Below are 20,002 nucleotides of genomic sequence, written 5' to 3' on the forward strand. Positions count from 1 at the left end.
GAACCCGCAGCATGACCGACCACACCGGCACCACCGTGACCCACCGCCGCTACATCCCCTACTCGCACGCGCACTACGGCGGGAACCTCGTGGACGGCGCGTACGGGCTCGGCATGTTCGGCGACGTCGCCACCGAGCTGTGCATCCTCACCGACGGCGACGAAGGCCTCTTCGCCTCCTACTCCGACGTCCAGTTCAAAACCCCCGTGCGCGCCGGGGACGTGGTCGAGGCGACCGCCGTCGTCGTGCGCACCGGCACCCGCAGCCGCACCGTCGAGTTCACCCTCACCGTCGTCGCCCGCGCCGACCCCGAACGCGGCGACTCGGCGGCGCAGATCCTCGCCGAACCCCTCACCGCCACCACCGCCACTGGCACCGTGGTGGTTCCTTGACCGCCGCGATCGTCTGCGCCGACGTCGGCTCCACCTACACCAAGGCCGCCGCCGTCGACGCCGACACCGGCGCGCTCCTCGGCACCGCCTCGTACCCGACCACCCTCGCCACCGACGTCATGGACGGCCTGCGCATCGCGATCGATGCGGCGGTCCCCAAGGGCGCGAACGTGATCGACACCCTCGTCTGCTCCTCCGCGGGCGGCGGCCTGCGCCTCGCCGTCATCGGCAACGAACCCCTCGTCACCGCCCGCGCCGCCTACCGGGCCGGCCTCAGCGCCGGCGCCCGGGTCGTGGACGTGCGCGCCGGGAGCCTCACCGCGGGCGACTTCGCGGCCCTCGGCGCCTCCCGCCCCGACGTGGTCCTCCTGGCGGGAGGCACCGACGGCGGCGACGAGACCGCGCTCCGAGCCCACGCCGAAAGCCTCGCCGCCAGTGCCTCTGAACGACATGGCCTTCGCACTCCGGTCGTCTTGGCGGGCAACACGAACGCCGCCGCAGAGGTCACCGCGCTCCTCACCGCCGCGGGCATCCCCGTCACCGCCGTCGCCAACGTCCTCCCGCGCATCGGCACCCTCGACCCCCTCCCCGCCCGCACCGCACTCCGCGACGTCTTCCTGCGCCACGTCATCGCCGGCAAGCACCTCTCCGCCAGCGCCGACTTCACCGCGATGGTCAAGGCCGCCACCCCGGACGCGGTGCTCACGGGCGTGGAACTGCTCGCCGAGCACACCGGCGACCTCCTCGTCATCGACGTCGGCGGCGCGACCACCGACGTCTACTCCGTGCTCACCCCCGACGCCGAGCTCCAGGGCCCGCGCGCCGAGGTCGCCGGAACCGCCTGGCGCTCAAGGACCGTTGAAGGAGACCTCGGGGTCCGCCACACCGCCGTCGGCATCGCCGAAGCCGCCGACGAGGAGGACCTGGCGACCGACCGGGACCTCTCCGACGCCGCGCGCAGGCGCGGCGCCGACCCCGCCTTCCGCGCCGACACCGACCGCGAACGGGCCTTCGACCGGGAGCTGAGCGCGCTGGCCGCCCGGATCGCGGTGCGCCGCCACGCCCGCGGCGAGCGCATCGGCGGCCCGACCGAGCCGCTGCGCGGCGGCAAGGACCTGGCCGCGGTCGGCCTCGTCGTCGGCTCCGGCGGCGTGCTGCGCCGCGACCCCTCGGCGGCGGACCGGCTCCGCGAGGCCGTCGGCGCCGACACCTCCGGCGGCGTGCGCCCGCCGAAGGGCGCGCGCTTCGCCGTGGACGCCGACTACCGCCTGGCCCCCGCCGGGCTTCTGGCCGCGAACGGCCGACGCGACCTCGCCGAGCGGCTCCTGCGCGGCGCGCCCGCGTTCTTCTGAACCCCGTGCAACCGGCCGCCGCAACAGCGGCGTATATCCCAACGGACACCCCCAAACCGTTGCAAGCCAACGAAAGGCGACCATGGAACGACGTGGTGTAATCAAACTCGGCGCAGGACTCACCGCCGGAGGCGCCGTCCTCGGCACCGGCTCGGCGGCGCACGGCGCGGCCGCCGGGGAGGAGGCCCGCAGCCTCGCCGCGAGCATCAAGCGGCTCTACGACGCCGAGCGCGCCAAGGCCGGCGGGACCTGGCAGGCCAAGGTCACGCTCCTCGACGGCGCCAACCCGCCCGTCGCGGCCGTCGACCACGACTCGACGAGCGTCCAGACCGCCGCGAGCATGAACAAGCTCGGCATCGCCCTCGGCGTCCTCGACAAGATCGACCGCGGCGAGCTCGCACTGGACGACCGGGTCACGCTCGACGCCGACATCATCCTCACCGGCTCGGGCTTCTACTTCCACCAGACCGCGTACGGCGACGAGATCACCGTTGCCAACGTCCTCGTCGCGATGCTGCTGACCTCCGACAACACCTCGGTGCGCCTGTGCGGCCTGGTCTGCCCGCCCGCCGAGATCAACGAGACCCTCGCCGCGAAGGGCTTCACCGACACCCGCGTCGAGCCCAACCCGGCCAACCCGAGCCGCATGTGGTTGGGCGACACCACGACCGCCGAGACCAACGACCTCCTCCACCGCCTCGCCCTCGGCGAGCTGCTCTCGGCCGGGAGCACCCGCTTCCTCCTCGGCGTCCTCAGCGGACTCTCGGGCTACCACGACGGCTTCCGCCGCAGCATGTCCTCGGCCGAGCGCTCCCGCATCGCCATGAAGTACGGCGCCGACGACGCCACCCGCAACGAGTCGGGCGTCGTCTTCAACACCGCGGGCGCGCCCGTCCTCGTCTACTCCTTCATGTCGCAGTTCGAGGACCACTGGGACGATTACGGGGCGACACACCCGGCGGTCCAGGCGCACGCGCGCATGGGCCGCAAGATCCTCGACCTCGTCGACGCCGCGTCGATAGCCGCCGACGCCGTCACCCTGGAATCCGACGAAGAGGCGGGCGCCGCGGGCCTCGCGGGCTGATCCTGCAACCGTGTTCCCGGCGGCGCGACGCACCGCCGGGAACACGGTGCGCCCTCGCCGCGGGCCCCCGGTGATCTCGGTCGCCTTTGGAAGCGGTGCTGTACGGTTCGGTGCGTATCCCACACATAAGGAGTGACCAACCGTGGACGTGGAGCGCACCGAGCTGCCCGGAATCGGCGTGCGATTCGAATTCGAGACCAAGCGCCATGTGCGCCTTGGCATCGTCGCCCATCGCGAAGGCCGTCGCGATTTCATCATCTACGACCCCGACGATCCCGATTCGATGCTCGACTGCATCGTGTTCTCGGCGGACGAGTCCGCCGCGATCGGCGAGCTCCTCGGCGGCGCCCGCATCGTCGAGAAGCTCAACCGGCTCCACCACGAGATCGACAACCTCGTCTCCCGCCAGCTGAGCGTGGACGCCACCAGCCCCTACGCCGAGCGCACCCTCGGCGACACCCGCGCCCGCACCCGCACCGGCGCGTCCATCGTCGCGATCGTGCGCACCGACGGAGTGGAGACCGGACCGGCCCCGTCCGCGAAGCTCCACGTCGGCGACCGTCTGGTCACCATCGGCACCCAGGAGGCGGTCGACGCCGTCGACGGCATTCTCAGAGGTATCGAATAGTGCACGAGACCGTCACACTCCTCCTCGAACTCGGCCTGCTCGTCGGCGGACTCGGGCTACTGGGGGCCTTCGCCGGCAGGGCCGGCATCTCCGCCATCCCGCTCTACCTCCTCGCCGGGCTCGCCTTCGGCGCCGGGGGCTTCTACGAACTCCACGCCATCACCGGATTCCTCGACGTCGGCGCCGAAATCGGCGTCGTCCTGCTGCTGTTCACGCTCGGCCTCGAATACACCCCGCGCGAACTGCTCGGAACGATGAAGACCTCGTGGCTCGGCGCCGTGGTCGACCTGGTCCTCAACGCCACCCCCGGCGTCGCCTGCGCGCTGCTGCTCGGCTGGGGGCCCGTCGCGGCCGTCGTGTTCGGCGGGGTCACGTACGTGTCCTCCTCGGGCATCATCGCGAAGGTCCTCTCCGACCTCGGCTGGCTCGGCAACCGCGAGACGCCCACGATCCTCGCGCTGCTCGTCGCCGAGGACCTCGTCATGGCCCTCTACCTGCCGATCCTGACCACGATCCTCGCGGGCCTCGCGTTCGCGCAGGCCGCGTGGGGCCTGGCGATCGCGCTCCTGGCGGTCGCCGGCGCCTTCGTGGTGGCCTCCAGGTGCGGGCACCTGCTCTCGCGCTTCCTGGCCTCGCCGAGCGACGAGATCCTGCTGCTCAAGGTCATGGGCATCGTCCTGGTCGTCGCGGGCCTCGCCGAGAAGGTGCACGTCTCGGCCGCGGTCGGCGCGTTCATCGTCGGCATGGCGCTCTCCGGGGAGGTCTCCCGGAAGGCCGAGCACACGCTCGAACCGCTGAAGAACCTGTTCGCGGCGATCTTCTTCGTCAACTTCGGGCTGGAGACCGATCCGACCGCGCTGCCGCCCGTGCTGCCGGTCGCGATCATGCTCGCGGTCTGCACGATCGCGACGAAGTTCGCCACCGGCTGGTGGGCCGCGGGACGCGGCGGCTCGATGTTCACCGGCAAGCTGCGCGCTGGCCTGGTGCTGCTGCCCAGAGGCGAGTTCTCCATCGTCATCGCCGGGCTCGGCGTCACCGCCGGCCTTGATCCGCAACTGGGCTCCGTCGCCGCGGCGTACGTGCTCATCCTCGCGGCCATCGGCCCCCTCGCACCGCGCCTGGCGGGACCGATCGTCGTCAAGCGCCGCCGCAAGGCGCGCGCGAAACGACTCGCCGACGCGGCGGTCTGACCCGCGGAGCGGAGGCGGCCCCGGCCGCCTCCGCTCCGCCGACCTGAACGAGTCCTCGCCTTCGCGCCCGCTTTCGGGTGACAAGGGCGCCCGCGGGGCCGATTCCTGTCGTACCCGCGCGAAACGATGGCGCTACCTTGCCCCTCTCGGGAGGGTGGGGGTTGGGGACGGCGGGCGGTGAGGGCCCGCGCGGGAGTGAAGGCTGCGACAGCGGCCACCGCACGGTGCGGACCGTTATCGCGGCTTGATACAACTCAGTAATGGCTGAAACCGCGAACCCGCCCCTGGCCGCTGACGAGGTCGTCGACATCGCCCGCGACCTCATCCGCATCGACACCACCAACACCGGCGACAACGCGACCGCCAAAGGCGAGCGCGCCGCCGCCGAGTACGTCGCGGAAAAGCTCGCCGAAGTCGGACTCGAACCGAAGATCTACGAGTCCGCGCCCGGCCGCGCCTCGGTCGCCTGCCGCTTCCCCGGCGCCGACCCCTCCCGCGGAGCGCTCCTCCTGCACGGCCACCTCGACGTCGTCCCCGCCCAGGCCGACGAGTGGACCGTCCACCCCTTCAGCGGCGAGATCGTCGACGACTACCTCTACGGCCGCGGCGCGGTCGACATGAAGGACTTCGACGCCATGCTCCTCGCCCTCGTGCGCGAGTGGCGCCGCACCGGCAAGGTCCCCCCGCGCGACCTCGTCCTCCTCTTCACCGCCGACGAGGAGGCCGGCTCCGACTACGGCGCCCGCTTCATGGTCGAGGAGCACCCCGAGGTCTTCGAAGGCGTCACCGAGGCCGTCGGCGAGGTCGGCGGGTTCTCCATGACCCTCCCCAACGACCTCCGCGTCTACGTGGTCCAGACCGCCGAGAAGGGCCTCGACTGGCTGCGCCTGCGCGCCTCGGGGCGCCCCGGCCACGGCTCGATGCTCCACGACGACAACGCCGTCACCCGCCTCGCGCGCGCCGTCGCCAACATCGGCGGCCACGAGTTCCCCGTCGAGATGACCCCGACCGTCCGCCAGTTCCTGGAGTCGGTCTCCGAGCTCACCGGCGTCGAGTTCGACCCCGCGAACCCCGACGAAGCCGTCGCCAAGCTCGGCCCCATCGCCCGCCTCGTCGGCGCGACCCTCCGCAACACCGCGAACCCGACGAGGCTGAACGCCGGCTACAAGACCAACGTCATCCCCTCGACCGCCGAGGCCGTCATCGACTGCCGCTCCCTCCCGGGCCGCAACGACGAACTGGAGGCGATCCTCAAGGACCTCGCGGGCTCAGGGATCGACTTCGAGTACGAGATCCGCCAGCCCGGCTACGAGACCTCGTTCGACGGCCCCCTCGTGGACGCGATGGCGGAAGCGATCCGACTCGCCGACCCGGGCGCGGTCACCGTGCCGTACATGCTGTCGGGCGGCACCGACGCCAAGGCCTTCGCGACCCTCGGCATCCGCTGCTTCGGGTTCGCGCCGCTCAAGCTCCCGGCCGACCTCGACTTCACCGCCCTGTTCCACGGCATCGACGAACGCGTCCCGCTCTCGGGCCTGCGCTTCGGCGTCGACGCCATGGACCGCTTCATCGCCGGGTCCTGAAGCGAGCGTGCGGGGGCGGTGAGCACCCTCACCGCCCCCGCACGCCGCCCCGCCCTGGACGACCGCCCCGAACCGGCCTATAGTCGTCAGCGATGTTGATCTTCCTCTAGAAGCAGCCGTGCCACCGCGTCGAGCCACGCTCCGCGGTGCCGCCACAGGCGCGCCGCCTCCGCGAAACCACCGGTTCCCGAGCCGCGCGCCGCCGTCCCGCAATACCCTCACCGCGAACGACTGCTCCCTGGAGGCCACAGTGCTCCGCCATGTACAACTCTCCCTTGTAGACGTCACCAGGCGCTACGGCGACAACCTCGTCCTCGACCGGATCTCTTTCGCCGTCAAGCCCGGCGAACGCCTCGGCGTCGTCGGCGACAACGGCTCCGGCAAGTCCACCCTGCTCAGACTCCTCGCGCAGACCGAGGAGCCCGACAACGGCGAACTCACCGTCCTCTCACCGGGCGGCGTCGGACACCTGCCACAGCAGCTCGACCTGCCCGAGGACCGCACCGTCGCCGACGCGATCGACCTCGCCCTCGCCGACCTCCGCGAGATCGAGGCCGCCATGCGCGCCGCCGAGCGCGCCCTCGCCGACGACCCCGCCGCCGCCGAGGCCTACGCCGACCTCACCGCCCGCTTCGAAGCCCGCGAAGGCTGGGACGCCGACCTGCGCGTCGACCGCGCCCTCGCCGCCCTCGGCCTGCCCGGACTCGACCGCGCCCGCCTCCTGGGAACCCTCTCCGGCGGCGAGCGCTCGCGCCTCATGCTCGCCGCGACCCTCGCCTCCCGGCCCGCCCTGCTGCTCCTCGACGAACCGTCCAACGACCTCGACGACGAGGCGGTGGCCTGGCTGGAGGCCGAACTGCGCGACTGGCCCGGCACCGTCGTGGCCGTCACCCACGACCGCGCCTTCCTGGAGGCCGTCGCCACCACCATGATCGAGGTCGCCGACCGGAAGGCCCGCCGCTACGGCAACGGCTACGCCGGCTACCTCACCGCGAAGGCCAGCGAACGCCAGCAGGCGCAGGCCGCCTACGAACGCTGGCACGCCGAGGTCGAACGCCAAGAGGGCATCGTCGAGCACAACACCGGCCGCGCCGGCGCCATCCCGCGCAAGCTCCCGATGGCCAACATGTCCACCGGCGCCTTCCGCTCCCGCTCCCGCAGCCACGGCGCCCAGAGCCGCATCAAGATCGCCAAGCAGCGGCTCGCCCGCCTCCACGCCGAGGCCGTCGTGCCGCCGCCCGAACCGCTCCGCTTCGAACCGGCCCTCGCCACCGCCGCCGAGGCCACCGAGACGCCCGCCCTGCGCCTCGCGGGCGTCCGCGTCGGCGACCGCCTCAAAGTCCCCGAACTGACCGTGGCCCAAGGCGAACGAATCCTCGTGACCGGCCCGAACGGCGCCGGCAAGACCACCCTCGTGCGGGTCCTCGCCGGCGAGCTCGAACCCGAGACCGGCACCGCCGAACGCACCGGCGCCGTCGGGCACCTGCGCCAGGTCGCCGGGCCCGGCTCGGCGCGCCAGTCGGTCCTGCGCGCCTTCGCCGCAGGCCGCGTCGGCACCCTCGAAGAACACGCCGAAGCACTGCTCGCCCTGGGGCTGTTCGCACCCGAGCAGTTCGGGACCACCGTCGCGGCCCTCTCCACCGGCCAGCGCCGCCGCCTCGAACTCGCCCGCCTCGTCTCCCGCCCGGTCGACGTCCTGCTCCTGGACGAGCCCACGAACCACCTCTCGCCGGTCCTCGCCGAAGAACTCCAGGCCGCGCTGGCCTCCTACACCGGCACGGTGGTCCTGGTCAGCCACGACCGCAGGCTCCGAGCCTCCTTCGCGGGCCGCCGCATCGAGATGGACGCGGGCGCGATCGCCGCCGCCTGAGCGCGACCGCCGGGCGGGCCGCGGCGGTCGGCTCCACGGGCGGCAAGCCACCGTGTGCCATCGAGATGACAGTATGACGTCATGAAGACGCCACCTCGATGAATCCATGCCGCGCAACGGGTCTAGAGTGGTGCCGCACCCGCCCGACTACAGGAGAGGCATCCCCATGTCCAATCCCGCCCCCAAGAGCCCCTGGCCGGTCCTCGGCGTCTTCGTGCTCCTCGCGTTCGCCTTCTCGGGCCTGCTCGGACTGTTCCAGTCCGTGATCGACGCCGAGGCGCTCACCCTGGCCCAGTTCGGGCCGGCCCTCGGTGCGCTCGCGACCTGGCTCGTCTACCGAAGGCGCCTCGCGTCCCTGCTGCCCGAGGCGGTCTCGCGCCGCCAGGTCGTCGCGCACACCGTGCTCATGGTCGCCGCGGTCGCCGTGTTCGCGCTGATCGCGGGAGCCCTCGCCCTCGCCACCGGGCAGGACCTCGCGGGCGTCGCCGCGGTCGGTGGAACGCCCTTCGTCCTCTACCTGGTGTTCCAACTCGTCGGCGCGGCGGGGGAGGAGATCGGCTGGCGCGGCTTCATGCAGCCGCTCCTCGAGCGTCGCATGGCCCGCCTGGCCGCGGCGGGCCTCACCGGCGTCGTCTGGGCGGCCTGGCACGTCCAGGTGTTCGCGACCGCACCCGCCGTCGCCGTGTCGTTCCTCGTCTCCACCGTCGCGTTCGCGATCCTGCTGGGCTACATGGGCAACGGTTCACTGTGGCAGCGCACGGCGACCGCGGCCGTCGGCCACTGGCTCATCAACGTCGCCCTGAACGTCATCGCCGGGGACGAGGTCAACGCTGCGCCGCAGGCGTACTTCACGGCCCTCGCCGCGGTCGTGACGACCGCACTGTTCCTGGCGCTGTTCGTCCGCGCCCGCGCCGCCCGAGAGCGGCGCGCCGCGACGGCCTGAGCGCTCACCGGTGCGCCATGACCAGTTCCCTTGCGGTCGTGGCGCACTGGGCGGCGTATTCGGAGGGCCGGTGGCCGATGAGGTCCTTGAAGTCGTTCGAGAAGTGCGCCTGGTCGGACCATCCGAGGTCGGCGGCCAGCCGCGTGAGGTCGGTGCCGGGTTCGGCGGCGAGGCGGTCGGCGGCGTCGTGGAGCCGGTAGCGGCGCAGCAGCGTCTTCGGCCCCAGTCCGATGTAGGCGTGGAAGAGCCGTTGAAGGCGCTTGGGGGACATGAAGCACCGCGCGGCGACCTGGTCGGCGCGGGTGATCGAGCGGTCCTCCAGCATGAGCGTGACGATGCCAAGCAGCTCCTCGTAGCGCGCGTCGACCTCGCGCGGCATCCGCGGCTCCAGGAACCGGCCGACCGCCGCCGCGCCCGCCTCGTCGCCGGTGGAGGCCACGGCCGCGTTGAGCGCCTCGACCTCGGGGCCGAACACCGTCGCCGCGCCGGCGACCCAGTCGGCGACCTCGGCCGCCTCGATCCCGGTGAACGCGGTGAACCCGCCGGGCCGGAACTTCACCCCGAGCACCCGTCCCGATCCTGTGAGCGGGTGCCGCGAGACCGCCGTGCCGGGGCCGTGGATCTCGGCGCCGAGGACCGGCATGAAGCTGAGGTTCACGCACGGGTGGGGGACCACCACCGACTCGTAGGAGGCGCCCTCGGGCAGGTCCCACGCCACCGTCCAGTACCGCTCCGCGTACCGCCCCAGCGGCCCCGGGACCGGGTACCGGCGCAGGTCGATGTGCCGCGCCGCCTCCTGCGGACGCAGTACGCCCTTGTCGCTCGCGGTCGGTCGATCCATGCCACCGAATCTAGCCGCCGGGTACGTCGCTTTTTTACAAGCGCAGGTCACGGCCGTCGACCAGACTGGTGCGCATGACGGAAACCAATGTCAACCCGATCCCCGAGGGCTACCACTCGGTCACGCCCTTCATCGTCGTCAAGGACGCCGCGAAGGCCATCGACTGGTACGCCGAGGTCTACGGGGCCACCACGCTCACCCGCAACGACATGCCCGACGGCACGGTAGCGCACTGCGAGATCCAGATCGGGAACTCGATCGTCCAGCTCGGCGATCCGAACCCGGCCTTCGGCATGGAGGTGCCCGACCCCGAGCACGTCACCGCCTCCCTCGTCCTCTACGTCGAGGACTGCGACGCGGTGTACGCCAAGGCCGTCGAGGCGGGCGCCACGGTCCGCGAGGAGCCCGCGGTGTTCCTCACCGGGGACCGCTACGCCTCCATCGCCGACCCGTTCGGCCGCCGCTGGTCGATCATGACCCGGGTCGAGGACGTCTCCCGCGAGGAGGGCGAGCGCCGCGTGGACGAGTGGCTCGCGTCCATGTCCCAAGGCGGGGAGTAACGCCGAAGGCCCCGCCGACCGGCGGGGCCTTTCGCGTCTTCGCAGGTCAGTAGCTCTCGGGGTAGCCCACCGTCGGCGCCGACACGTCGTCGAGCGCCAGGCGGATCTCCGGGGGCAGGAACAGCTGCTCGGCCGCGAGCGAGGCCCGCAGTTGCGTGGCGTTGCGCGCCCCCACGATCGCCGAGGCCACGCCCGGCTGGTCGCGGACCCACGCGAGGGCGACTTCGAGCGGGCTCACCCCGAGCCCTTCGGCGGCGGTCGCGCAGGCCTCCACGATCCCGGCCGAGCGCTCGTCGAGGTACACCGAGGCGAACCGCGACCACTGCGCCGAGGCCACCCGCGAGTCGGCCGGGCGCCCGAACCGGTACTTGCCGGTGAGGACCCCCCGGCCCAGGGGCGACCACGCGAGCAGGCCCAGCTCCATCGCCAGGCACGCGGGGAGCACCTCCCGCTCGACGCCGCGCTGGAGCAGCGAGTACTCCACCTGGCTCGCCGCGATCGGCGTGCGGCCGGGCCAGGCCGACTGCCACGCGTGCGCGCGGGCGGTCTGCCACCCGGTGTGGTTCGACAGGCCCACGTACCGGACCTTCCCGCTCGCCACCGCGCCGTCGAGGACCGACATGGTCTCCTCCAGCGGCGTGTCCGGGTCGTAGACGTGCAGGACCCACAGGTCGATGTAGTCGGTGCCGAGCCGCCGCAGCGAGCCCTCCAGGGACCGCAGCAGCCACCCCCGGGAGGTGTCCCGCTTGCGCGGCGCCCCGTCGGTGCGTACGCCCGCCTTCGTGGCGATGTGCAGCTCCGAGCGCGCCGCGATCTTGCCGATGAGCTGGCCGATCACCGCTTCGGCGGCCCCCTGCCCGAAGACGTCGGCGGTGTCGATGAGGGTGCCGCCGGCCTCGACGAAGGTCTGGAGCTGCGCGGCGGCATCCTCCAGGCCGGCCTCGTCGGTGGTCCACGTCATCGTTCCCAGGCCCAGAGAGGAGACTTCGATGCCGCTGCGTCCAAGTGGTCGGCGTTCCATGAGCACACAAGGTACATCGAGCGGCCCTCACATGGGTGCCTCAGGTGCGCCCCACCGGCTCCGCGGCCGCGCCGCATTCGGTCCCCGGGAGCTGGCCGGTCGGCCGGTATTCGAAATATGATCGCGGGCATGGAATCCTGGACCGCACCGCACGTACCCGCCCTGCCCGGCCACGGCCCCGCCCTGCGACTGCACGACACCGCGACCGCCGGCCCGCGCGAGCCGCTGGAGCCCGGCGCCCGGCGCGCCACCATGTACGTGTGCGGCATCACCCCCTACGACGCGACGCACCTGGGCCACGCGGCCACCATGATCACCTTCGACCTCGTCCACCGCTACTGGCTCGACCAGGGGATCGACGTCGACTACGCCCAGAACGTGACCGACGTCGACGAGCCGCTGTTCGAACGCGCCGAGCGCGACGGCACCGACTGGCAGGTCCTCGGCCTGCGCGAGACCGCCCTCTACCGCGAGGACATGGAGGCCCTCGCGGTCGTCCCGCCCCGCCACTACATCGGCGCGATCGAGTCGATCCCCTCGGTCGGCAGGGCCGTCGAGCGCCTCGTGGACTCCGGCGCGGCCTACCGCCACGAGTCCGGCGACGTCTACCACTCGGTCGAGGCCTACGTCGACCGCTTCCCCGCCGCACCCTCCGTCTCCGGCTACGACGAGGAGACCATGTTGCGCTACGCCGCCGAGCGCGGCGGCGACCCCGAGCGCGAGGGCAAGCGCCACCCGCTCGACCCGAAGCTGTGGAACGCCCCCCGCGACGGCGAGCCCTCCTGGGACTCCCCGGTCGGCCCCGGCCGCCCCGGCTGGCACATCGAGTGCGCCTGCATCGCCCTCGACCACCTCGGCGAGCAGATCGACGTCCAAGGCGGCGGCTCCGACCTCATCTACCCCCACCACGAGATGTCGGCCGCGCACGCCGAGGCCCTCACCGGGAAGCTCCCGTTCGCGAGCGCCTATGTGCACACCGGCATGATCGGCCTCGACGGCGAGAAGATGTCGAAGTCCCTGGGGAACCTCGTGTTCGTCTCCAAGCTCCGCGCCGAAGGGGTCGACCCGGCCGCCGTGCGCCTGGCCCTGCTCTCGCAGCACTACCGCACGGACCGCCAGTGGAGCGCCGCCGTGCTCGCCGAGGCCGAGCTGCGCCTGGGCCGCTGGCGGGAGGCCCTTTCGCGTGAACTCGCCGTGCCCGCCGGGGCCGTGCTCACCGCCGTCCGCGAACGCCTCGCCGACGACCTCGACACCCCTGGAGCCCTTGCGGCCGTTGACGCTTGGGCCAACGAAACCCTCACCACCGGAGGCGAGGACCCCTCGGCTCCGGCACTCGCCCGGGACACGATCGGAGGTTTGCTCGGCATAGACTGCACGCGCTGATTGTGCGAAATGCCGAGTATCGGTACGCTCATCACTGAGCGTGGCCGACTCCCCATCCCCCTGGAGTCGAATTGAAGATCCTGCTGCTGGTGTCCGCATTCAACGGCCTCACCCAGCGCGTGTGGTGCGCCCTGCGCGAGCAGGGGCACGACGTCGGCGTGGCACTCGCCCCGGCCCACCGCGACCCCGAGTCGCTCACGGCCGAGGTCGAGCGGACCGACCCCGACCTCGTCCTCTGCCCCTTCCTCAAGCACCGCGTGCCCGAAGCGGTCTGGCGGCGCCGGACCACCGTGATCGTCCACCCCGGCCCCGTCGGCGACCGCGGGCCCTCCTCGCTCGACCACGCGCTCCTCGAGGACCGGCCCCGCTGGGGCGTCACCGCCCTCTCGGCGGTCGAGGAGATGGACGCCGGACCGATCTGGGCCACCGCCGAATTCGACGTCCCGGCCGGGATCACCAAGAGCGCCCTCTACAACGGCCCCGCCGCCGACGCCGCCATGGAATGCGTCGCCGCCACCGTCCGCCGCGTCGCCGCCGGGGACCGGCCCGTCCCCGCCGACCGCCACCCGCGCGCCATCGCGGGCACCGGCGAACTGCCGCTGCTGCGCCGCCCCGCGTTCGCCCTCGACTGGCACGCCCCCGCCGCCGACCTCGCCCGCCGCATCGCCGCCGCCGACGGCGCCCCCGGCGCCCCCGCGGAGGTCCACGGCCGCACCTACTGCCTCTTCGACGCCGTCGCCACCGACGACCACACCGGCGCCGAACCGGGCACCGTCGTCGGCCGCGACTGCGAGACCCTCGCCTTCGCCACCGGCCGCGGCACCCTCTGGGTCGGCTACGCCGCCCTCCTCGGCACCAGGAGAGGCCCCAAACTCCCCGCCGCGATGGTCCTCGACCCCGGCGAGGTCCCGTTCCTCCCCGCGCCCGAGGCCGCCGCCGAGACGGCCTACCGCCGCGAAGGCGACATCGGCCACCTCACCCTGCGCTCCTACAACGGCGCCATGCACACCGAGCAGTGCCGCCGCCTCACCGGCGCGGTCGAGAAGGCCCTCACCGAGGACACCCGCATCCTCGTGATCACCGGCACCGAGCACGCCTTCTCCAACGGCATCCACCTCGGCGTCATCGACGCCGCCCCCGACCCCGCCGCCGAGGCCTGGGACAACATCACCGCCATCGACGAGCTGTGCCTGGCGATCGCCGGCGCCGACCAGCTCACCGTCGCCGCGTTCTCCGCCAACGCCGGCGCCGGCGGCGTCATGGCCGCCCTGTGCGCCGACGTCACCGTCGCCCGCGACGGCACCGTCCTCAACCCGTACTACGACATGGGCATCTACGGCTCCGAACTGCACACCTGGTCGGTCGCCAACCGCGTCGGCGCCGCGACCGCCGCCCGCCTCCTGGGCGACAAGCTCCCGATCTCCGCCGCCGAGGCCGCCCGCCTGGGCCTCATCGGCGCCGTCGGCCCCCGCGACTGGGCCGAGTTCCAGCGCTGGCTCCGCGCCGTCGCCATCGGCTACAACGACCCGATCACCCGCGGGCGCATGTTCGCCGCCAAGGCCCGCCGCCGCGCCGAGTCCAGGCCCATGTCCTACTACCAGACCATCGAGCTCGCCGAGATGGCCCGCGACCTCTTCGACGACCGCCACGGCTTCGACGCGAAAAGGCGCGCCTTCCTGGGCAAATCCGCCCCCGCCGAGACCCCGGCGAAACTTCGCCCCGCCTGATCCGGCGACCGCGTTGACAGGCCGGTTCCCACCTGATGGACTGTCGGTATGTTCGAAGAAGGACAGTACTTCGCGCCGGTCAACACCGACGCCGACGGCACGGTCGTCGTGGAACTGGGTGAGAACCACCCGGGCTTCGCCGACCCCGAGTACCGCGAGCGGCGCAACGCCATCGCGGCCCTCGCATTGGACTGGGAACCCGGCCTACCCATGCCGACCGTTTCCTACACCGACACCGAGCACGGGATCTGGCGGCTGGTCAGCGCCGAACTCGCGGTCAGGCACCAGGCCCTGGCCTGCCGCGAGTACCTGGAGGGCGCCGAGCGCCTCAAGCTCCCCGCCGACCACATACCGCAGCTCCACGAGGTCTCGGAGTCCCTGGAGCCGCTCACCGGCTTCAGCTACCTGCCCGCGGCCGGGCTCGTCCCGCTGCGCGAGTTCTACGGGGTGCTCTCCGACGCCCGCTTCCACGCCACCCAGTACATCCGCCACCACTCGGTGCCGCTGTACACGCCCGAGCCCGACGTGGTCCACGAGGTCATCGGCCACGCCAACGCGCTGGCGGCCCCGCGGTTCGCCGCGCTCTACCGGGCCGCCGGGGAGGCGGCCCGCAGGGTCCACTCCGAGGAGGCGCTCGAATTCGTCTCCCGGATCTTCTGGTTCACCCTCGAGTTCGGGGTGATCAGCGAGAAGGACGGCCTCAAGGCCTACGGCGCGGGCATCCTCTCCTCGTACGGGGAGATCGACGAGTTCCGGGACATGACGATCCTGCCGCTCGACCTGGTCACGATGGGCACCATCGACTACGACATCACCCACTACCAGGACAAGCTCTTCGACGCCGGTTCGATGGACCGGCTCGAAGACGTGGTGGGGGAGTTCTGGACGAACTGCGACGACGAGTCGATCGAGCGGCTCAAGGCCGACGCGGGCCGGTAGCGATCAGTACAGCTGCCGCTCGTACGTCTCGCCGTAGTACTCGGTGAGCTCCTCGAGGGTCTTCTCGACCACCTGGGTCTCCTTGACCATCTGCGCGTGCGGCGGCAGCGCGTCCGGCTCCCACGTCTCGGGGCTCCAGATGCCCGAGCGCATCGAGGCCTTGCCGCAGTGGAAGAAGATCGTCTCGATCTCGACCACGAGCGCCAGGATCGGCTTGTGGCCCTTGACGACCATGTCCTCGAAGAAGGGCGCGTCCGAGACCACTCGGGCGCGCCCGTTGATCCGCAGCGTCTCGCGCCGCCCCGGGATGAGCGACAGGAGCCCGACGCGCGGGTTGGCGAGCACGTTGCGGTAGCCGTCGACGCGCTTGTTGCCCTTGCGCTCGGGGATCGCCACCGTCGTGTCGTCCAGGACGTGCACCAGCCTCCCCGCCGGGTCGCCCTTCGGCGAGGCGTCGCAGCGGCCCTCGGCGCCCGAGGTCGCGATCACGCAGTACGGGGACGCGGCCAGCCACTCGCGGTCCCTGGCGTGGAGCACGGCGCGCTCCTTGGTCGCGGCCTGGGGCATCACGTCGCCGACGATCTCCCGCAGTTTCGCGGGATCGGTCACTTCGGTCCACAGTCGAGCATCGGTGTCCATCGGGGGACTTCCTTCCGCCAGGGGGCGTTACGACCCGATGCTACGCCCGTTCTCCTCGGATGCCGAGCGTCGTTCGTCGGCGTCGGCGAGCGCGTGGCGCACCGCGTAGCGGATCGTCCAGTACTGGAGGTAGAGGCCGAAGCCGACGACGAGGACCAGCAGGAGGGGGTTCACGACGCTCATCCTATTCGTGCCCGTGTGATCTTCGTCCGACACCGTGCCCATCCTGTGAAACGGAGTTCCCACTTGTCGGCACCCGCCGGTACCCTTGGCCCCGTGTCTGCGAAGAGCCTTTTCCTCGATGTCCTCAGCCGCCGCGTCGTGATCGCCGACGGCGGCATGGGCACGATGCTCCAGGCCTTCGACCCGACGATGGAGGACTACGACGGCCACGAGGGCCTCTCCGACATCCTCTGCCTGACCCGCCCCGACATCGTCCTGGGCATCCACGACGCCTACCTGGCCGCCGGCGCCGACTGCGTCGAGACCAACAGCTTCAACGCCAACTACGGCGGCCTGGTCGAATACGGCATCGAGGACCGCGCCCGCGAGATCGCCCGCGCCGCCGCCGCCCTCGCCCGGCAGAAGGCCGACGAGCACGCCACCCCCGAGTGGCCCCGCTTCGTCCTCGGCTCGATGGGCGGCGGCACCCGCCTGCCCACCCTCGGCCACGCCCCCTACGCGATCCTGCGCGACCACTACGAGGCCTGCTCCCTCGGCCTCATCGAAGGCGGCGCCGACGCGATCCTCGTCGAGACCGCCCAGGACCTCCTCCAGGCCAAGGCCGCCGTCATCGGCGCCAAGCGCGCCAACGCCGCACTCGGCACGAGCGTCCCGATCATCGCCCAGGTCACCGTCGAGACCACCGGCACCATGCTCGTCGGCGGCGAGATCGGCGCGGCCCTGACCAGCCTCGTCGCCCTCGGCATCGACCTCATCGGCCTCAACTGCGCCACCGGCCCCGCCGAGATGAGCGAGCACCTGCGATACCTCTCGCGCCACTCGCCGATCCCGATCTCCGTCATGCCCAACGCCGGCCTGCCCACCCTCGGCCCGAACGGCGCGGTCTACCCGCTCACGCCCGAAGAGCTCGCCGACGCTCACGAGGACTTCGTCCACAACTACGGCGTCGGCCTCGTCGGCGGATGCTGCGGCACCACCCCCGACCACATCCGGGCCGTCCGCGCCCGCCTCGGCGGCGCCCCCGAGGACCTCGCCGCCCCCAAGGCGCGCACCATCGTCCTCGAACCGGGCGCCTCCTCCTCCTACCACCACGTGCCCTACCGCCAGGACGCCTCGATCCTCAACGTCGGCGAGCGCACGAACGCCAACGGCTCCAAGGCCTTCCGCGACGCCATGCTCGCCGCCGACTACGACCGCTGCGTCGAGATCGCCCGCGAGCAGGCCGGCGGCGGCTCCCACCTCCTCGACCTGTGCGTCGATTACGTCGGCCGCGACGGCGCCGAGGACATGCGGGTCCTCGCCTCCCGCTTCGCCACCGCCTCCACCCTGCCGATCATGCTCGACTCCACCGAGCCGAACGTGGTCGAGGCCGGGCTCGAAGCCCTCGGCGGCAAGTGCATCGTCAACTCCGTCAACTTCGAGGACGGCGACGGCCCCACCTCCCGCTACCAGCGCATGATGCCGCTCGTCGCCGAGCATGGCGCCGGCGTCGTCGCCCTGTGCATCGACGAGGAGGGCCAGGCCCGCGACCGCGACTGGAAGGTCCGCGTCGCCGCCCGCCTCATCGACGACCTCACCGGCACCTGGGGCATGAAGGTCGAGGACATCTTCGTCGACGCCCTCACCTTCCCCATCTCCACCGGCCAGGAGGAGACCCGCCGCGACGGCCTGGAGACCATCGCCGCCATCCGCGAGATCGCCCGGCTCTACCCCGGCGTCAACTTCACGCTCGGCGTCTCCAACATCTCCTTCGGCCTCAACCCCGCCGCCCGCCAGGTCCTCAACTCCGTGTTCCTCAACGAATGCGTCGAGGCCGGGCTCACCAGCGCCATCGTCCACGCCTCCAAGATCCTGCCCATGGCCTCCATCCCCGAGGAGCAGAAGCAGATCGCGCTCGACATGGTCTACGACCGCCGCGGCGAGGACTACGATCCCCTCCAGAAGCTCATCGAGGTCTTCGACGGCGTCAGCCTCGCCGGCACCAAGGAGGCCCGCGCCGAGGCCCTCGCCGCCCTCCCGCTCGGCGAGCGCCTCGCCCAGCGCATCATCGACGGCGACAAGAACGGCCTCGACACCGACCTCGACACCGCCCTCGCCGACGGCAAGCGTCCCCTGGAGATCATCAACGACCACCTCCTCGAAGGCATGAAGGTCGTCGGCGACCGCTTCGGCTCCGGCCAGATGCAGCTGCCGTTCGTCCTCCAGTCCGCCGAGGCCATGAAGTTCGCCGTCGCCCACCTCGAACCCCACATGGACAAGGCCGACACCACCGACAAGGGCACCATCGTCCTCGCCACCGTCCGCGGCGACGTCCACGACATCGGCAAGAACCTCGTCGACATCATCCTGTCCAACAACGGCTACACCGTCGTCAACCTCGGCATCAAGCAGCCCATCAACGCCATCCTCGACGCCGCCGAAGAGCACGGCGCCGACGTCATCGGCATGAGCGGCCTCCTCGTCAAGTCCACCGTCATCATGAAGGACAACCTCGCCGAGATGATGGCCCGCAGCCTCCACCGGCGCTGGCCCGTCCTCCTCGGAGGCGCCGCGCTCACCCGCGCCTACGTCGAGGACGACCTGCGCGACATGTTCGAAGGCGGCCAGGTCCACTACGCCCGCGACGCCTTCGAGGGCCTCGCCCTCATGGACAAGGTCATGACCGCCCGCCGCACCGGCGTGCCGATCTCCGACCCCGAGCAGGACGCCAAGATCGCGCTGCGGCGCCAACGGCGCGCCAAGCAGGCCACGCTCGTCGCCGAGACCCTCCCCGACCTCGACGACACCTCGGTGCGCTCCGGCGTCGCCACGGACGTCGACATCCCCGTGCCGCCGTTCTACGGCTCCCGCGTGGTCAAGGGCATCGCGCTGGCCGAGTACGCCTCGATGCTCGACGAGCGCGCCACGTTCCTGGGCCAGTGGGGCCTCAAGCCCGGCCGCGGGGACGACGGCGCCTCCTACGAGGAGCTCGTGGAGACCGAGGGCCGCCCGCGCCTGCGCTACTGGCTCGACCGCCTCGCGACCGACAACGTCATCGAGGCGAAGGTCGTCTACGGCTACCTGCCGGTCTACTCCGAGGGCAACACGCTCGTGGTCCTGGACGAGAACGGCCACGCCGAGCGGGCCCGCTTCACCTTCCCGCGCCAGCGCCACGGCAAGCGCCTGTGCCTGGCCGACTTCTTCCGCGCCAAGGACGGCGAGCGCCTCGACGTCCTGGGGATGCAGCTGGTCACCTTGGGCTCCAAGGTCTCCGAGTACACGAACGAGCTGTTCAAGGCCAACGCCTACCGCGACTACCTCGAAGTGCACGGCCTCACCGTGCAGCTGACGGAGTCGCTCGCCGAGTACTGGCACCGCCGCATCCGCCGGGAGTGGACGCTGCCGGGCGGCGGCACCGTCGGCGACGCCGACCCGGGGGACCTCTCGGGCATCCTCGACGTCGACTTCCGCGGCTGCCGCTACTCCTTCGGATATCCGGCCTGCCCCGAACTGGCCGACCGCGCGACCCTCGTGGACCTCCTGGGCGCCGACCGCATCGGCGTCGAACTGTCCGAAGGGGACCAGCTCCACCCGGAGCAGTCCACCGACGCGATCGTCCTGCACCACCCCGAGGCGAGCTACTTTAACGCCAAGTGACCCCGGTGGGTGCCCGGCGTCCTTGGGGCGC

At 71.8% G+C, this 20,002-nt stretch carries 17 protein-coding genes; 13 read left to right on the forward strand and 4 right to left on the reverse strand.

Annotation, left to right across the window (positions count from 1 at the left end; all coding sequences use genetic code 11):
- Nucleotides 1-11 precede the first annotated feature (11 nt).
- From kal to E9998_RS05985, 8 genes are all read left to right on the forward strand, one after another.
- The gene (gene kal / locus E9998_RS05950) at nt 12-392 is read left to right on the forward strand and encodes a 3-aminobutyryl-CoA ammonia lyase (protein ID WP_136528776.1); all 381 of its coding nucleotides are present in this window, start codon (nt 12-14) and stop codon (nt 390-392) included.
- Nucleotides 389-1,744 carry a glutamate mutase L gene (locus tag E9998_RS05955; RefSeq protein ID WP_136528777.1) on the forward strand — a complete coding sequence of 452 codons (1,356 nt, stop codon included), beginning with the start codon at nt 389-391 and terminating at the stop codon, nt 1,742-1,744. The genes kal and E9998_RS05955 overlap by 4 nt, the downstream gene beginning before the upstream one ends.
- An 82-nt stretch (nt 1,745-1,826) precedes the next feature.
- Nucleotides 1,827-2,828 carry a serine hydrolase gene (locus E9998_RS05960; RefSeq protein WP_136528778.1) on the forward strand — a complete coding sequence of 334 codons (1,002 nt, stop codon included), beginning with the start codon at nt 1,827-1,829 and terminating at the stop codon, nt 2,826-2,828.
- A 142-nt stretch (nt 2,829-2,970) separates the two neighbouring features.
- On the forward strand, nt 2,971-3,456 hold the full coding sequence (locus tag E9998_RS05965; protein WP_136528779.1) for a cation:proton antiporter regulatory subunit: 486 nt from the start codon (nt 2,971-2,973) through the stop codon (nt 3,454-3,456).
- Nucleotides 3,456-4,646, forward strand: coding sequence for a cation:proton antiporter (locus tag E9998_RS05970; protein WP_136528780.1), 1,191 nt, complete (start codon nt 3,456-3,458; stop codon nt 4,644-4,646). Before E9998_RS05965 ends, E9998_RS05970 begins: the two co-directional genes overlap by 1 nt.
- A 260-nt stretch (nt 4,647-4,906) precedes the next feature.
- Entirely contained in the window at nt 4,907-6,229 is a 1,323-nt protein-coding gene (locus tag E9998_RS05975) for a M20/M25/M40 family metallo-hydrolase (RefSeq protein WP_136528781.1), read from the forward strand.
- A 250-nt stretch (nt 6,230-6,479) separates the two neighbouring features.
- On the forward strand, nt 6,480-8,099 hold the full coding sequence (abc-f, locus tag E9998_RS05980; RefSeq protein WP_136528782.1) for a ribosomal protection-like ABC-F family protein: 1,620 nt from the start codon (nt 6,480-6,482) through the stop codon (nt 8,097-8,099).
- A gap of 166 nt (nt 8,100-8,265) precedes the next feature.
- Nucleotides 8,266-9,042, forward strand: a complete 777-nt coding sequence (locus E9998_RS05985; protein WP_158299704.1) for a CPBP family intramembrane glutamic endopeptidase — start codon at nt 8,266-8,268, stop codon at nt 9,040-9,042.
- Nucleotides 9,043-9,046: 4 nt separating this feature from the next.
- Here the strand turns inward: E9998_RS05985 and E9998_RS05990 are convergent, their stop codons facing one another.
- Complete coding sequence (locus E9998_RS05990; RefSeq protein WP_136528784.1) at nt 9,047-9,883, reverse strand: AraC family transcriptional regulator; 837 nt, start codon at nt 9,881-9,883, stop codon at nt 9,047-9,049.
- Between the two features lie 74 nt (nt 9,884-9,957).
- Between E9998_RS05990 and E9998_RS05995 the strand changes: the two genes are divergently transcribed.
- Nucleotides 9,958-10,443, forward strand: a complete 486-nt coding sequence (locus E9998_RS05995) for a VOC family protein (RefSeq protein WP_136528785.1) — start codon at nt 9,958-9,960, stop codon at nt 10,441-10,443.
- Between the two features lie 46 nt (nt 10,444-10,489).
- On the opposite strand, the gene E9998_RS06000 is transcribed toward E9998_RS05995, so the two are convergent.
- The gene (locus E9998_RS06000; RefSeq protein ID WP_136528786.1) at nt 10,490-11,464 is read right to left on the reverse strand and encodes an aldo/keto reductase; all 975 of its coding nucleotides are present in this window, start codon (nt 11,462-11,464) and stop codon (nt 10,490-10,492) included.
- A gap of 129 nt (nt 11,465-11,593) precedes the next feature.
- Between E9998_RS06000 and mshC the strand changes: the two genes are divergently transcribed.
- The 3 genes from mshC (at nt 11,594) to E9998_RS06015 (ending at nt 15,513) form a co-directional block, all read left to right on the forward strand.
- Nucleotides 11,594-12,847: a cysteine--1-D-myo-inosityl 2-amino-2-deoxy-alpha-D-glucopyranoside ligase gene (gene mshC / locus E9998_RS06005; protein ID WP_136528787.1), complete on the forward strand. Its 1,254-nt coding sequence runs from the start codon at nt 11,594-11,596 to the stop codon at nt 12,845-12,847.
- A 71-nt stretch (nt 12,848-12,918) separates the two neighbouring features.
- Entirely contained in the window at nt 12,919-14,574 is a 1,656-nt protein-coding gene (locus tag E9998_RS06010) for an enoyl-CoA hydratase-related protein (protein WP_136528788.1), read from the forward strand.
- 48 nt (nt 14,575-14,622) lie between these two features.
- Nucleotides 14,623-15,513: a phenylalanine 4-monooxygenase gene (locus E9998_RS06015; RefSeq protein ID WP_136528789.1), complete on the forward strand. Its 891-nt coding sequence runs from the start codon at nt 14,623-14,625 to the stop codon at nt 15,511-15,513.
- A 3-nt stretch (nt 15,514-15,516) separates the two neighbouring features.
- Here E9998_RS06015 and E9998_RS06020 read toward each other — a convergent pair whose 3' ends face one another.
- Nucleotides 15,517-16,152 (reverse strand): pyridoxamine 5'-phosphate oxidase family protein, encoded by a 636-nt coding sequence (locus tag E9998_RS06020; protein ID WP_136528790.1) that lies wholly within the window; start codon nt 16,150-16,152, stop codon nt 15,517-15,519.
- A 27-nt stretch (nt 16,153-16,179) separates the two neighbouring features.
- A complete protein-coding gene (locus E9998_RS25170) occupies nt 16,180-16,326 on the reverse strand; it encodes a hypothetical protein (protein WP_158299705.1) in 147 nt (48 codons plus the stop codon).
- Nucleotides 16,327-16,428: 102 nt separating this feature from the next.
- Here E9998_RS25170 and metH point away from each other — a divergent pair, with 102 nt between their 5' ends.
- Nucleotides 16,429-19,971 carry a methionine synthase gene (metH, locus tag E9998_RS06025; RefSeq protein WP_136528791.1) on the forward strand — a complete coding sequence of 1,181 codons (3,543 nt, stop codon included), beginning with the start codon at nt 16,429-16,431 and terminating at the stop codon, nt 19,969-19,971.
- Nucleotides 19,972-20,002 lie beyond the last annotated feature (31 nt).

The organism is Glycomyces paridis, assembly GCF_004912155.1.
In the GTDB taxonomy this organism is placed as follows: domain Bacteria; phylum Actinomycetota; class Actinomycetes; order Mycobacteriales; family Micromonosporaceae; genus Glycomyces; species Glycomyces paridis.